Source organism: Leptospira limi, assembly GCF_026151395.1.
In the GTDB taxonomy this organism is placed as follows: domain Bacteria; phylum Spirochaetota; class Leptospiria; order Leptospirales; family Leptospiraceae; genus Leptospira_A; species Leptospira_A limi.
In genome coordinates, this window is sequence record NZ_JAMQPV010000001.1 from 1,287,750 (window position 1) to 1,302,594 (window position 14,845).

The 14,845-nt window shown below is 38.4% G+C and carries 10 protein-coding genes; 5 read left to right on the forward strand and 5 right to left on the reverse strand.

Annotation, left to right across the window (positions count from 1 at the left end; genetic code table 11):
• Window position 1: 1 nt before the first annotated feature.
• From ND812_RS06050 to ND812_RS06060, 3 genes are all read right to left on the reverse strand, one after another.
• Window positions 2-604, reverse strand: coding sequence for an ATP-binding protein (locus ND812_RS06050; RefSeq protein WP_265374707.1), 603 nt, complete (start codon window positions 602-604; stop codon window positions 2-4).
• A 92-nt stretch (window positions 605-696) separates the two neighbouring features.
• The gene (gene gltX, locus ND812_RS06055; RefSeq protein WP_265374708.1) at window positions 697-2,250 is read right to left on the reverse strand and encodes a glutamate--tRNA ligase; all 1,554 of its coding nucleotides are present in this window, start codon (window positions 2,248-2,250) and stop codon (window positions 697-699) included.
• Window positions 2,247-3,119: a hypothetical protein gene (locus ND812_RS06060; RefSeq protein ID WP_265374709.1), complete on the reverse strand. Its 873-nt coding sequence runs from the start codon at window positions 3,117-3,119 to the stop codon at window positions 2,247-2,249. The genes gltX and ND812_RS06060 overlap by 4 nt, the downstream gene beginning before the upstream one ends.
• An 80-nt stretch (window positions 3,120-3,199) precedes the next feature.
• On the opposite strand from ND812_RS06060, the gene ND812_RS06065 reads away from it, so the two are divergent.
• The 4 genes from ND812_RS06065 (at window position 3,200) to ND812_RS06080 (ending at window position 9,986) form a co-directional block, all read left to right on the forward strand.
• On the forward strand, window positions 3,200-4,570 hold the full coding sequence (locus ND812_RS06065) for a DNA gyrase subunit A (protein ID WP_108959836.1): 1,371 nt from the start codon (window positions 3,200-3,202) through the stop codon (window positions 4,568-4,570).
• A 6-nt stretch (window positions 4,571-4,576) separates the two neighbouring features.
• Window positions 4,577-6,703 carry a toprim domain-containing protein gene (locus ND812_RS06070; protein WP_265374710.1) on the forward strand — a complete coding sequence of 709 codons (2,127 nt, stop codon included), beginning with the start codon at window positions 4,577-4,579 and terminating at the stop codon, window positions 6,701-6,703.
• A 169-nt stretch (window positions 6,704-6,872) separates the two neighbouring features.
• Window positions 6,873-8,750, forward strand: a complete 1,878-nt coding sequence (locus tag ND812_RS06075; RefSeq protein WP_265374711.1) for a serine hydrolase domain-containing protein — start codon at window positions 6,873-6,875, stop codon at window positions 8,748-8,750.
• Window positions 8,751-9,176: 426 nt separating this feature from the next.
• Window positions 9,177-9,986, forward strand: a complete 810-nt coding sequence (locus tag ND812_RS06080; RefSeq protein WP_265374712.1) for an Lp29 family lipoprotein — start codon at window positions 9,177-9,179, stop codon at window positions 9,984-9,986.
• Window positions 9,987-10,030: 44 nt separating this feature from the next.
• Here the strand turns inward: ND812_RS06080 and ND812_RS06085 are convergent, their stop codons facing one another.
• Window positions 10,031-10,969 carry an outer membrane protein assembly factor BamD gene (locus ND812_RS06085; RefSeq protein WP_265374713.1) on the reverse strand — a complete coding sequence of 313 codons (939 nt, stop codon included), beginning with the start codon at window positions 10,967-10,969 and terminating at the stop codon, window positions 10,031-10,033.
• Between the two features lie 495 nt (window positions 10,970-11,464).
• Here ND812_RS06085 and ND812_RS06090 point away from each other — a divergent pair, with 495 nt between their 5' ends.
• Window positions 11,465-13,516, forward strand: a complete 2,052-nt coding sequence (locus ND812_RS06090) for an Lnb N-terminal periplasmic domain-containing protein (protein WP_265374714.1) — start codon at window positions 11,465-11,467, stop codon at window positions 13,514-13,516.
• On the opposite strand, the gene ND812_RS06095 is transcribed toward ND812_RS06090, so the two are convergent.
• Entirely contained in the window at window positions 13,504-14,844 is a 1,341-nt protein-coding gene (locus ND812_RS06095) for a DUF445 family protein (RefSeq protein WP_265374715.1), read from the reverse strand. The two genes, ND812_RS06090 and ND812_RS06095, sit on opposite strands and share 13 nt — an antisense overlap.
• Window position 14,845: the final 1 nt, after the last annotated feature.

The following is a 14,845-nucleotide window of genomic DNA, read 5'->3' on the forward strand; positions in this document are numbered from 1 at the left end:
ATTATAAGTGTTTGGAACGGTCGTATTCGAGTGCAACGATGGATCCCATAACTTTGAATCCAGCAGGTGCTTCGTCTACCATTCCTTCTCCGTGAAACATTACTTTAACGGAGTCCATCATGGCATTGATAATTTTCAATCCTTTTCCCATGTTCTTATGTTTTTGGCCGGAACCATTATAAGGAAGGGTTTCTGGTTTTTTGCTTTGGTGGTTTTTGATGTGGTCGAGGAAGGTAGAAAAACATTGGGATTGATTGGAACGTAAAAGTTCTTTGTCATTGTCTGGAACAGGTGACTCACCTGATAAACCAGATCCATAATCCAAAATGTACAAAGTGAACTTTGCAGCATCAATCCGCCAACGGCAGATGATTGTCTCATCACAGTCACAAGATACATTGGCAGCAACAGCATTGGTGAGTGCTTCGTCAGCTGCGAGTTCAATTTGCATGATGTTTTCAAAACTGAAGCCATTATCTAACAAGGTTCGTTTCAGTTCATGACGAAATTGTTTGACAGAAGACATATCGGGAGGCAGGAACATGGCGTATGAACCTGGTGAAGGGCTTAACAGATAGGGAATCACTTCAGATGGTGCTGTCAATGGCCGCCTTTTCCTCTCTCTCATCATATTACACGATCCGAAGTGAGAAAAAAAGTCAAAAAAACCCGAAAACCGAACGAGCAGTAAAAAAGTTACCTAAGTGAAATGCCTAGGGAACTTGCCAATTGTTCCATTCGTTTGACCATCTTCTCTTGGCCAAGAAGGCTAAAGAGGATGGGAAGTTCCAATCCATGTGACTTACCCGTAGTGATGGCACGGATTGGCATAAAAAGAGTCCTTCCTTTTTCCCCAGTCACTTCGCCCACTTTTGCCATGGTTTCCTTATACGCATCAGGAGTGGTAAGAGCACTTCCTTTGACCATTTGGTAAAAGTGAGTGACGACTTCTATTCCTTTGCCATCTGTCACCAATTGTTTGGCTTCGTCATTTTCGAAACTGACATTCTCTAAAAAGAATTCTTCAATGTAAGGAGGGGCTTGGATGAGTCTGTCCAAATACACACGAACAGAATCCAAGATGGAAAGGAGTTGTGGGTTCTCACCTGATTTGTAAGCGTCAGGGATTTGGCAGTCTTTTAAAAATGGTTCAAGTGCTTTGCCGAGGGTTTCAATTTTGGCATCACGGATGTACTTATTGGACATCCAATTGAGTTTTGATTTTGGGTTTAGGTATTCAGCAAGTCCAAGTAAGGATAGTTTATTGAAATCAACTGTTTCCTTTTCTTCTTCTTTCAATTTTTTGAATACATCAAAGGTTGCAGGAGATTTCGAACATCGTTCCACATCAAAGACAGAACACAATTCTTCATCACTCATGTATTCTTTTCCGTCAGGGGAAGTCCATCCAAGGAGTGCCATGTAGTTCCGCATCGTTTCGCTTGAGTATCCTAAATCACGGAACGCAAGGACAGATGTAGCACCAGCTCGTTTGGATAGTTTTTTACCATCGGTTCCTACGATTTCACTGGCATGTGCAAATCGTGGGAGAGGGAATCCAAAGGCTTCAAAAATCAGAATTTGTCTTGGTGTATTGGAAAGATGGCCCACACCTCGGATCACATGTGTGATTTTCATAAGCGCGTCATCAATCACCACGGCATAGTTATACGATGGGAATCCATCTGATTTTACGATGATAAAATCACCAATCAGTTTGGATTCAAACTTTACTTTCCCTTGGATCATATCATCTACGATCACAATCTTGTGAGGGGTTTTAAAGCGAACTGTATAGGGAGTTTTTTTCTCTAGTTGTGAATGAATTTCTTCATCACTTAAATCAGAACATTTTCCATCATAGATGTAAGGAATCCCCATTGCATCTGCTTGTTTTTTTTTGCCTTCTAGTTCATCTGCCGTACAAAAACATCGGTAGGCTTTTTTTTCTTGGATGAGTTTGTCTGTGTATTCTTTGTAGATATGAATTCGTTCTGATTGGGTATAAGGCCCGTTAGGTCCACCAACTCCTGGACCTTCATCCCATTCCATTCCGAGCCATTTGAGAGATTCTAAGATGATTTTGAAGGATGCTTCTGTGGATCTGTCTTGGTCTGTGTCTTCGATCCGAAGTAAAAATTTCCCTTTTTTTGCCTTTGCATATAAATAATTAAATAGAGCAGTTCTTGCCCCACCAACGTGGAGAAATCCGGAAGGGGATGGTGCAAAACGGGTACGAACTTCTGTCATTTGATTTCCTCTTTGAGTAAAAAATCTCCCAATCGTTTGTATCCAAATGGTTCTTTGGTTTTGGTAGTGAGACCATTGGTATAGGGAGGAACAAAAAATAATTGCAGATTGTTTTCTTTATAAATGGGTTTGAAAAAAAGTTTGTCTGGTTCTGTTTCATTCCATTCGTAACTGAGTTGGTGGTAGTCGTAGTTTGTGGAAGTATGTTCCATAACAATCGTTTGGTTGTTGATTTTGGTGTATGTACTGGAAGAAGTAAAAAATTGATTGGAACCGAGATTGTGAGACCAACGATTTTCTCCTCCAATTTCAGAACGATTTCCTTCTTCTAAAAGGATTCCCGTATCTCCATTGAGTTCAAACACTTCCATCTCATCGATGACGAACTTATTTTCTTTGTATGCGATTTGGTTTTCGAGAAGTGCTTCGATTGTATTTCCCTTCACTTCTTTGAAAAAAGATTCCTTATAAACAAAGACAATTTTTTTCTCAAGTTTATCTCGTTGGAATTTTCCAACTTTGCGATTCCAAATAAGTTTGTATGATTCAACAACATCATTCCCAAATTCTGCATTGATATTGTTTGAAAAATTAGTGTCGTAAGCAATGAAACTGAGCTCAATTTTTTCAGCATATCCACTGGATTTGCCTGGTTCCCATTGGATACAACGGTAATGAGAAGACCCATCTTTGAAGAAAGTGGAACTCATTTTTCGAGGTGATTTGAGGAATAAAACGGAAGCAGGAATTTCGGATTTAGGATCTCTCGAAAGGAGAGAATTGACTGTTTGGCAGCTCCACCCAGAAAAAAAAATCAAGAACCAGATTAGCCAATGAAAACGGGAGTATTCTTGAGTTTGTGGGGACATAGATAGGTGCGTATCGCCAGTCTAAAAAGGGAAAACCGCTTGACAAGTCAATTCATCGCACCCCTGTGTCATTTGGAACCATGAAGAACGAAGAACAGTATCCGAAACGCCCCTTTGAAGACCAAGTTAACGATGACCAAAGGAAATACTCCCGCTATGTATGCGATTCGAGAGCCATTCCACAAGAAATTGATGGCCTAAAGCCTGTTCAACGACGCATTCTTTGGGCGATGTGGAACTCTGATGCGAGAAACCGTCATACCAAAACTGTAAAAGTAGCGGGACTTGCGATGGGATACCATCCACATGGAGACAGATCAATCCAAGATGCCCTTTCCCAAATGGCACAAGACTTTGCGTTTGCAAACAACTATCCTTTGGTTCATGGGGAAGGAACCTTTGGTGACGTACTTGATCCCAATGCAATTGCATCTCCTCGTTATACAGAAGTCAAACTTTCTGACTTTGCAAAAGATTTAGGATTTTTTGAAAGTTTACCTGACATTGATTATGTCAAAAACTACGATGAAACAGAAGATGAACCGATTCATTTTGTTGGAAAGGTTCCTGTTGTTCTCTTAAATAACATCCAAGGGATTGCAACGGGATTCCGTTGTTTTATTCCTGCACACAAACTCAGTGACGTCATTGATTCTCAAGTAACGTATTTAAAAACGGGCAAACCGAAAAAGATCACTCCATGGTACAAAGGGTACGGTGGAGAGGTAAAAATGTCAAAAAATGACAATGGTAGCACTGTCATGTCTACGACATTTGGTTTCAAAAAAGAAGATGGGAAATTGTATTTGGTAGATTCTCCCATGAACTGGAACCGCGAAAAGGTTGTGAACTACTTAGATGATTTAATTGAAAAGAAAGACAATTGGTTAAAGGACTACATTGATCATTCCAGCCAAACGTTTAAAATCGAACTCGTTGCTAAAAAAGGCGAAGAACCTTCCGAGAAAGAAATCAAAGAACTATTCTCAAAAGAAAACAACGAAGTTTTGACCATCAATGTCATCACACATGAAGGAAAACTTCGTAATTTTGTTCCAGAAGAAATCATCAAACGTTTCTGTGATTTCCGAAAAACCCATCTCATCCGCAGATTCAAACGCCTTGCTGGGTTAGAAAAAGAAAAAATTGATCGGAACTCCGAACTCATTCGTTTCATCAAAGAAAAATGGAACGAAAAAGTAACAGGCATTAAATCGAAAAAAGAATTCGAAGAAAAGTTAAAAGCTGCCAAATTCGTTTACTTCGAATGGTTGAGTTCCATTCCCGTTTACCGTATGACTTTGGAAGAAGTTCGTAAATGTGAAGAAGCCATTGTAGAAGCAAAAACAAAATACACCGAGTATACGGCACTACAAAAAGATGATAAAAAACTCACAGGTTTTATGACTGATGAGTTGGATGAACTGAAGAAAAAATGGGATCCGAAATAGATAATTATGGCTCAAAAAACTGAAAAAACCTCAGGAAATTCGCGAAATTTTAAGAAATTATCGAACGTAGAACACGTTCGTATGCGTACAGGAATGTGGCTTGGGCAAAACTCCCTTTCCACATTTGAACAACATTTTTTTACCAAAGATAACTCTGGTAAGTATGATATCGTACACGAAGAACTTTCTGACATCCCAGCCAAACTCAAATGTTTGGATGAAGCATGTATGAACTGTGTGGATGAATACAGAAAGAACTTAAACGATAAATCAATTCCCGAAAAAGATAAGATGAACAAACTCATCATCCAATTGTCAACGGATCGTAAACGTGTTATCATCCAAGACAATGGACGTGGTATCCCTGCCGACAATGCGGAAGGAGTTTATCTCCACTTGATGTATGGGGAAAACTTTGACGACAAAGTCAAAGAAGATCATGTTGCCGGACAAAACGGGGTGGGGATTTCACTTGTAAGAATGGTTTCCTCCTTCTTCCGAGTGAAAACCATCAACGGTGGAAAAGCTTACAAAAAAATGTTTAGCATCCATGATGATGTGAAAAAAGTCATCCGCAGTTTCAAACTTTCCAAAGAAGATACAGAACGTGTTCACTTGTATTATGATGAACATGGAACCTTTGTTGATTGCCCATTACTTTCCGCTGACCAAATCAAACAGCTGAAAGCACCTTGTGACAAAACAGGAATGACTGCGGTTGTAGAAGCAGCGAAAAAAGAAGACCACGGAACAACAGTTGAGTTTGAACTCAATCCGGCATACTTCAACAACCTTGATACTTCTTTTAACATCAATTTGGTGAAACAATACCTCCAAGACATTGCGATGTCAAACCCAGGTCTCGAAGTTGTTTTTATTCACAAAACTGGGAAAGAAAAGTATAAGTTCAAAAAAGGTTTTGATGAGATCTTTAGTAACTCCGAAATGGTATACTACAAATTGGATTATGCAGACAAAACTTCTGCCTCACAAATCCATATGGATACCTATGTAGTGGTGGGACAAAATAAAACTCTCACTTGGGTGAACTCTATTTTTTGCCCTCAAGGTGGATCCGCGATTGAATATTTGGAAAACAGACTTTGTGATGAGATTCGTAAAAAATCACAAATTGTCAGTTTAGAGAAAAAACTCAATACACAATGTACACGAAATGATGTGAGAAGTTGTTTTCACATGTATGTGAACCTTCGGATTCTCAACCCTCGTTTTAAATCCCAAGATAAATCTTATCTCATCAACGATTTGAATGAAGACATTCGAAAGTCCGTGGACAAACACCTCGACAAACTTTTGAAGAAAACTGGCCTCATCGAAGAAATTAAGATGGTAATGGAACGTAGAACCCAGATGAAACAGCTCGAGGATGCGCAGAAAGGCCTCCGTAAGGCGTCTCGGAACAACATCCCTAAGCTCATGCCTCCGACAGGCAAACCAAACGATCCAGGCCGAATTTTGTTTGTGGCAGAAGGGGACTCGGCGATTGCGGGACTACGCCCAGCACGGAATCCAAAATTACATGGTTTGTTCCCACTCAGGGGAAAACCACTCAACTGTAAAGGGATGTCACTAGCCAAAGCATTACAAAACGAAGAGATGAAAAACATCGTTGCCATTGTGGGACTTCCTCTCGACCAAAAAGTAAAATCCATTGATGAATTGAATTATGATAAAATCAGTATCATCACCGATGCCGATTTTGATGGTTATGCGATTCGTTCTTTGATGTTGTCTTTCTTTTATGAGTATTGGCCTGAACTGTTTGATTTAGGTTTTATCAATATTTCTGCAGCACCACTCTATGAGGTGGATGTAAAGTGGAAAGATGGTAAAAAAGAAACTGTTTTCTGTATTGATGACTCCGACTATGATAAGTTAGTTGCTAGAGTCAACAAACAAGGTGCGGAAATCACTCGTAAAAAACGAAACAAGGGTCTTGGGGAAACAGGGAAAGAAGCCATGAAGTATGCTGTAGATCATTGTATGACAACTATTACAATTGGTAATAAAAAATCTGCTAAGACCACACAAGACTTATGGTTCCATAAAGATTATGCAGAAAAACGCCGTGAAGCAATTTCTGAATATTCAATGAGTGTGATCCAAGACTAAAGGGTAAGGTTCGATTTTTTAGAATCTTGCCAACAAACACGGGCCATGTTGTGAAAGACAAATTGTAGTTCTTTCCATTTGGCATAGCGATCACTCCCCATTCCATAGGTTTGGGGAGATTTGTTTTTTATAAGCTTGTTCCAATTTCCTTTCATTTTTTCCTTGGGGTATGAAATCGAAGAAAGAAAAAAAGATTCATTACGTTCAAACGAAAGAAAGTCGATCACTCGAAAAAACTCCTTCTTTTCCCTCTCAATTCCAAAACCCAATTCACGATTTATACTTTCCGTTCCGGATCCTCTTTGTGTTTCTTTTTTTCCTTCTTTTCCAATGCCAATCCAATGGGGATTCGAAAACAATTTCGTATTTCAAAAACAAAGAAAAAACAAAAGCAGATATCCAATCAAAATGGGAAACACTAGCTCCTTCAGGGATCAAATCACTCACGTATATGGTGATGTTGGGAGATGGAGAGATCTACCAATCTCAGATCGGGGCAAGTTCCGATTCCAAAACCGAACGATTTAAAATTGGTAGTATCACAAAACTTTTTACAGGGATTGCCATCTTACAATTACAAGAATCCGGTAAACTAAAGTTAGATGACCCTGCTTCCAAGTTTTTACCTGAATTGAACTTGGTAAAACCGAAAAAAGAAGGGTATCGAGAGATCACCATTCGTGATTTACTCACCCACCAATCTGGTTTACCTTCTGATTTGGCGAATGGTTTTTTCCTTTCTCCCGATTCAAAAGAAGATGAGATATATCGTTCCTTTCGATCTTTACCAAAAACACTTGCAGGACTAGAACGAAACGAACCTGGAAAAATCCATTCTTATTCCAATTTAAGTTTTGGGTTACTGGGAAATATCATTGAACGGGTGTCAGGTGAATCAATAGAATCTTACTTTCGTGTCCATCTATTCGAAAAAGCGGGAATGAAACATACAACTCTATTGGAAAATTTAGAAGGATCAGAACTCATTACAGGTTATTCAGGGATTTTTTGGAAAACGAGAACCATTCGGCCTGTGATCCGAGATTTGACAGCAGGATCCATCTCCACAACGGCAAACGATATGGGTCTTTTTATGAAGGCTTTTTTCCGTAGTAAGGAAAACAAAGGTCTATTAACTTCTATTAGTTTTGAAGAGTTTCACAAAACACAAATTGGCCCTGTTGCCAATTTTGAAATGAAACTGGGATTACCTGTTATGAAAACAAGTTACCAAACAGATGGAAAAACAATTTGGTTTTATGGGCATTCTGGTTCTCTCCCACCTTTTTTTGCAGACTTAGTGTATGATCCTAATACGGAAATTGTTTCCTTTGTCGCAGGGAACACCCTTGGTTTACAAACAGGGAAACTAAAAAGTACCAATACAGAAGTGATGCAAGTGTTATGGGAAGAAAAAATGGGCATACAACCAGAACCAAGCCTCCTACCCATAATGGGCAATAAAGGATCAGTTCCAGGGGAAGAAGGGGTTTATATTTCTCCTATGGGAATCCACGAATACAAAAAAGGGAATCCGCCAACTCTCAGTTTGATGGGATTTGATGTAGGACTCATTGAAAAGGAAAATCGTTACGGAATCGACTTACGGGTATTATTCGGACTTATCAAAATTAACGATCCTAGTATCAATGAAATGCGTGTTGAATTTGAAACATGGGAAGGGAACTCTATATTTACATTGTATTCCAAGGATCTTCCCAAGGGTGTCGCAGGAATCGGAGTCAAATTTACACCAGACAACCGTTATCCGGATGCACAATTTTTTGGGACCTTCGTTACAAAAGAATCCTATGCCATCATTCCCAAACTCAAATTAGAAAAGGACAAACGGGGATTCCCACTTTTGACCATATACTATTCATTAGGTGAAATGGAAAACGCAGTCCAAGTTCCTTGCCAATGGGAAAATGACAACACACTGAGAATCTTAGGTTACGGGCGTAATTTAGGTGAGAGACTTACGATTGGGAGTAAAGAAGGAAAACCCTTGATCCAATACTCAGGTGGGGAATACCGAAAGGATTAAAACCCACAGCCGAACTGATTGGCAAATCCGCAAAGATATGTGCATTGCATGTAGAGGTCAGAACATCTTGATGGTCTGCTACCACCTGTAGATTGGCATGATGTATAATAATCCAATTGGGTAATGGTACAAAGACTTTTTAAATCCTTTTCTTTTCGATCTTCTTTAGAAATATCTGGCAATTTACATAATTGAAGAAAAAAACTAAGGCAAACAAACGAAAGTATTATAGGTAATATTTTGTGCAACTTTCTGGAATTTAAATTTTTACAATTACATTGAACAGTTGTCATATGATTCGGTTGATTTTGATAAGAATTTATAAAGAATGCTTTTTTTGAAAGAAATTTTTCGACAGACTACAAAATATTGAGAAGTTTGTTGATTTTTCATTTCGATTTAAGATTCTTTACCAATTAGAATTTTATGATTTCAACATTTAGAATCAATCTCCTCTTCATTGTCTCTGTTTTCCTACTTTTTTTCAATTGTAGTCGTTATGTTTACGAATCAACTTATACGATTCGTACAGACAATGTGAAAACAGCAGATGATCATTGGAACGAGTTAGTTTCCAAAAAAACGAATCCGAAAATTTTACTCTTTGGATTTCATACTTATAAAATATCCAAATCAGAGTCGACTCTACTCAAAAATGCTCAGTTTGCGGAAGTTGATTATAATACAGCTACTTACAAATTCTTTAAACATGGGCAATACATTGATACACAAAAGGCTGATAAAACCATACCCGTAAAAGACTTAGATCTTAAAAGATTTGTGATCGAATACCTATCAAAAACGGAAGCCACAGGGAAGGTAGAATTAGAAAAAATTTTGGTTCCAGCAAAAGGTAAAAAAGATAAATTTTTAATCAAAAAATTTGACGTTGATTATATCGTAATGGCGATTCATTTACCTTATTACCACGAAAGAACGAAAGCTGGAATTAACGCAGTCACTGGATTTTTTGGAATTATTACACTTGGGTTGATACCCATTTATGAAGCTTCTAAAGCTGAAACATTCTATGTTGTATTTGATAAAAACCTAAAATACCAAAACAGTTTTTATTATAATCGTCCTTACACAATTATATCAGCTTTGTGGATGATTCCGAACGAAGGATTCCAAACGTTTTTTAGTCAGGCAGAAGTTCCTCCTGAAAATGCTTACAAAATTCACGTGGAAGAATTTGAGAGAGAATTACTTTATCAGCTAACATTGAAAAAGTGACAGTTAGCTGAATCATTCAGCTAACTGTAAATTCGTAATGTAAATTACTTCTTTTTTGGAGCAGGAGTTGTTTCTTGAGTTCCTGTGCTTCCAACATTCAGTTTCGGATATTCTTTTTTATACATAGCGATATCCTCTTCTTCTAAACTACCTACACTTTTCGAGAAATTTCGAATCAGTCCTGTTTGTCTGGAAGTGTATTGTAATCTTCTTGTAGTTGCAAAATCGTCATTCATTGGGTCATAAAGGATGATACCAGCTAAGAAATCATAGATTTCAAGAGGATGGTACTCTATTTCTAAACCGACGATAAAAAAGCCAAAATGTCCCCCGACTCCCCAATAATCTCGGTAAGTTTGGTAAATTGCTTCTGATGGTTTATGAAACCAAAGTGCATCTGCATTGTAAGCAAGCCCACCTGTTCCAACTTTTGCTCCAAATACTCCAGCAGCTACAATCGGTCCAAGTCCAATTTCCGTGTTTGCTTCTGATTTGATACCCAACATCTTCTTTTGACCACCACCGATCGCAACGGTTGCACCAGAGTAAACTTCCCCTTGGATTGCTCGTGTTACGTGACCACCAACTCCAATTTGAGGACCAACGTGGAACCAACCTTCGAATTGGTCGATAAAATCGAAAACTCTATCTGGGATGTACCAAAGCACTTTTTCAGTTGTAGTTGGTTGCACTTTTGCCCGAAGAGCTTTGTTATAACCTAACAAAACTGTAGGAGTCACTGATTCAATTTGTTCAGCAGATGCTCCACTTTTAATTTCAGCGATGATGGGATCATCAGGATGTAAAACATCAATCACACTGATCACGCGGATAGCTTCTTCTGCTTTACCATTTGCTTTTAATTCTTTTGCTTCTTTTGCGATGGCTACTGCGGACTCGTTAATTTCTTTGATTGTTGGTGATGCACAATTCACAATCAAAAAAGAAAAAACGAAGGCAAGTAGAGCGATTTTTCTTCTCATAAATATCTCCTGGACGTCGATTTCAGCTTTTCTATCAAATTGAATCAAATAAAATTTTAAGATGAGTCAAAGATTTTAAACATGATTCGCTTCATAAAAATTTAAAATGTTATTATTTTACTTGCGTTAACAGGAGATTAACTTCCTAAACTAGCAAAAGTTTGGCTCATTTTGTCGCCTTACATTCTTTTCCCTTTTCGTAAATTTGTTTTATCGCATATTTTTAAGCTCCAATATGACAGAACATGCAAATTGAGAATCATTCCAATGAAAGACAGTTCCAGAACAAGGTTTGCTTTAGAATCAAAGACCGGGGTTCAAGTATAAAATCGAATTCTGCATTCTAAACGTTTGCTAGGTTGGAATTTTGTCGCGATAAACTGGACAAAATGAGTGGCTCTTTTCTAGGCATATGTTCCCGTTTTCCCCACGAAACGGATGGAAGTAAAAAGCATTTTTTCATTTTGAGAGGAGGGAGAATTCTGGCTTGTGCGAATGCAAAAAACGAAATTTGAGTGGGCCCTTGTTTTGGCACTGCATTTTTGTTTTCCGCCATTTTCCCTCTTCGGAGAACCCAATTCTCTGATTCTCCTGGATGCAGATAAAACCAAAGAATGGGGTGAGTTTCTTCCCAAACGAGAAGTCGATCAAAATTTACTACAATCCATGTTGGATGAAATCGGTGTTAGGCGGTTCGATTTGGATCCCAAATGGCTTAGGCTCGTCCATTATGAATCGAAGGGAAAAGAAAACTACCAAAGTAAAATCGTAAATTCTCGTTTTTACTTTTCTTCCGAGGGTAGAACCAATCCAAGAGCAGAATTGGAAGCGACCATTCATAGTTTTTTTGTAGAGGAACCCATTCCCGAAGGACTCATTCATCCTGTTTGTTCGTATCCAGCAAGGCATCAATTCATTAAACAAAAGTTTGGTGTGGATTTTTTGAAACGAAATGGAATTCGTTGTGATCGCTATGAAGTTTGGAAAGAATCAATCCATGTCGATTCGGTTTCCATTGTATTTGCTTCCTATTATCTAATGGCACCTGCTTCTGTTTTTGGGCATACAATGCTCAAGTTCAACCAAAAGTCAAATGAAGAGAATGGATCTGAAATTTTGGATTATGCGGTGAATGTTTCCGCCGATGCTCCCAATCTAGATCCCATTCGTTATGCCTACCATGGATTGTTTGGTGGATTCAAAGCCAAGTTTTCATTGTTCCCATATTATTTAAAGGTGAATGAATACAATGACCTCGAAAGTCGTGATATATGGGAATACCGATTGTCGTTAAACAAAGATGAGTTGGAACTCCTTGTTTCGCATCTTTGGGAATTGTCACGGGCAGAATTTGATTATTATTTTCTGAATGCCAACTGTGGCACATTCCTTGTCGAATGGTTGGATGTCGTAAAACCAGAACTCCATCTAAAATCAAAATTAGGTGGTGTTGTGAGTCCCGTTGATACCATTAAACTGTATACCCAAACAGAAGGTCTAGTCGTGGAAACAAAATACAGACCATCGTTGTATTCGGAGATCTCATTCCTTATTGGACAAATGGAACCGGAAGAAAAAAAAGCCTTCTATCATTTATTAGACACATCTAAAAATAAATCCTTTGATTTACACATCTTAGAAAACAAAGACAAAGGAATCCGCCATTCACTCATACTCGATGCTTTTTTATTGGCCTCTCGTTACCAAAGTTTCCAATCTCCAAAACCAAATGAGATCCAAACATCCAATGAACAAAAAACATTGGAGTTTCGTTCTAGGTTCCCAAACCCAACAGAAACTCTGTATGAAAGACTCATTCCGTCTCCACCTGAATTGGCACATCCCCAATCAAGGATTGTGACCGGTGGTGGTACTTCCAATTTTGGACCATTTTTGGAATGGAAATACCGATTTGCTTACCATGATTTACTCAATGTGAGTCAGGGTTCCCCACCAAACGGTGAGTTGGTGTTTTTTGATGGGAGTGTTCGTCACTATGAAGGGAAAAAAACAGAACTTACATCCTTAACATTCGTTCGATTGGTTTCATTAAGTCCTTACAATCCTATCTCAAAACATTTGTCTTATTTATTCGACTTTGGAATGCAAACCACTCTTTTCAAAAGCAAACAGAATCTATGGTGGGAAGGTTTGAATGGACGAGCGAAAACAGAATGGGAACGAAAACAAGTTCCCAATTTAGATCTTGCCGCAGGTTGGACATTTGCTGATGAATTTTCGAAAACCAAAGATCGGTTAGGCACGATATCCTTTTTATTGGGTATCAAATCGCAATTCCATCCGAGATGGGAACAAGGGGGAAGGTTTGGTCCTAACGTCCAAACCCTTTACCAAAAAGAGTGGGGGAATTGGAAGGTGTTAGGTGGGTTTTTTATCCAACACTATTGGAACCAAACCATCAAAAACCAAATTGGATCGACTGTTACTTTGCGATACTTATGGTCACAAGAATCAGAATTCCGTGTGGAAATGAAAAAGGAACCAAACTACCAAGAAGTATCTGGTTCTTTTCATTATTTATTTTGAGTTGGTTCTTCAAATTTTTTTTGGTTTCTGTAATGAGCCAAATAGGTTATGAGAACTAAAGCCCCTACAGGAACGGCAAAATAGATATGAACTTGGATGAGCCCAGCAATCATTCCCAAAATTCCACCTAAGAATTGTATTACGACCAAATTCCCACCAGTATTGTCCAAAATCATTTTTTCCAAATCGTCTGTATCAAGTGCCATCACTCTTTCTTCAACAAGTGCTGTTACATTGATATTATGGACAAATTTTTCTATATTGGTTTTGAGATACGCTTTTCCTTCTTCACTATTCATAAATTCAAGAAGGCGTTTTTTTACCCAATCCACTGCACGGAAAAAGTTTTTTTCGATTTCTTCCCAGTTGTTGGGATCATCCAAATAAGATTGTAAACGTTCAATGCCCGATGGCAATAGGTTTTGTCTGGCGTAATCACCACTGGCTTCCAACCAATTGGATATTTTACCTGTAATGAATTCTTGTGTTTCCTTGGAATTGAGTCTTTCTTGTAAACCAGCCATCATATCATCCATCATTTTCATAAATTGATCGGATGTTTCGGGGTCTTTGACAAAACGTTCTAACAGTTCGCGGATTGCATCTTCGTTGAAGGAAAATATTTTTTTCACACCAATTCCAATTTTTCCCAATGTACTTCGTGTTTTTAAATATTCTTCGAGTCCTTCGTTTAAAAGGTTCGCAAGTTTAGGCATCTCTTCTAGTAAAATGACTCGGAGTTGTTTTCCCAACTCTTCACGATTGGTTTCTTCTGTTAGGTAATAGGTTAGGCGGTTTCTTGTGTATTCCCAAAGTTTTTGTACTTCTTCAGGACGTTCCGCCATTTTTTTCATGGTTTCTTCTGAAAAATCAAAGATCACTTCTAAAATTTCAGGGCCACGTTCCTTTAACATGGAAATGATTTTGGTAACAAGTAAGGTGCGGATTTCGTCGTTGTGGATGGCTTCGTCAATTTCTTTGACAATTTTTTGGATTCCAGTTTCGACTAAGTTCCTTTCATAGATATAAGCAATGATGATGTCGGGATGGAGTAAATTACTTTGGATGCTCTCTCCTAAAGACTTTGCAATTTTTGATTTGTTTTTGGGGACAAGCCCAGACCAACCGAGCACCTTACCATGTTTTGGTTGGAATAACATTTTGATCGCAAGGAAGTTGGTGTAATAACCAACCATGCCCGCCATAAGCACAACAAAGATTGCGTTGATCCAAATATTCCCTTCGTAGTAAATTTGAAACCCACCACAAATAACGGAAAATAATACGAGGAGTCTACGATACCAAGTATCTAACTTAGCAACATCCATC

Excerpts from the sequence above, each read along its gene's own strand:
- ND812_RS06090 (WP_265374714.1), top strand. The coding sequence starts at position 11,465 with ATGCAAAAAACGAAATTTGAGTGGGCCCTTGTTTTGGCACTGCATTTT.
- ND812_RS06095 (WP_265374715.1), bottom strand. The coding sequence starts at position 14,844 with ATGGATGTTGCTAAGTTAGATACTTGGTATCGTAGACTCCTCGTATTA.
- ND812_RS06075 (WP_265374711.1), top strand. The coding sequence starts at position 6,873 with ATGAAATCGAAGAAAGAAAAAAAGATTCATTACGTTCAAACGAAAGAA.
- ND812_RS06065 (WP_108959836.1), top strand. The coding sequence starts at position 3,200 with ATGAAGAACGAAGAACAGTATCCGAAACGCCCCTTTGAAGACCAAGTT.
- ND812_RS06060 (WP_265374709.1), bottom strand. The coding sequence starts at position 3,119 with ATGTCCCCACAAACTCAAGAATACTCCCGTTTTCATTGGCTAATCTGG.
- gltX (WP_265374708.1), bottom strand. The coding sequence starts at position 2,250 with ATGACAGAAGTTCGTACCCGTTTTGCACCATCCCCTTCCGGATTTCTC.
- ND812_RS06085 (WP_265374713.1), bottom strand. The coding sequence starts at position 10,969 with ATGAGAAGAAAAATCGCTCTACTTGCCTTCGTTTTTTCTTTTTTGATT.
- ND812_RS06070 (WP_265374710.1), top strand. The coding sequence starts at position 4,577 with ATGGCTCAAAAAACTGAAAAAACCTCAGGAAATTCGCGAAATTTTAAG.
- ND812_RS06080 (WP_265374712.1), top strand. The coding sequence starts at position 9,177 with ATGATTTCAACATTTAGAATCAATCTCCTCTTCATTGTCTCTGTTTTC.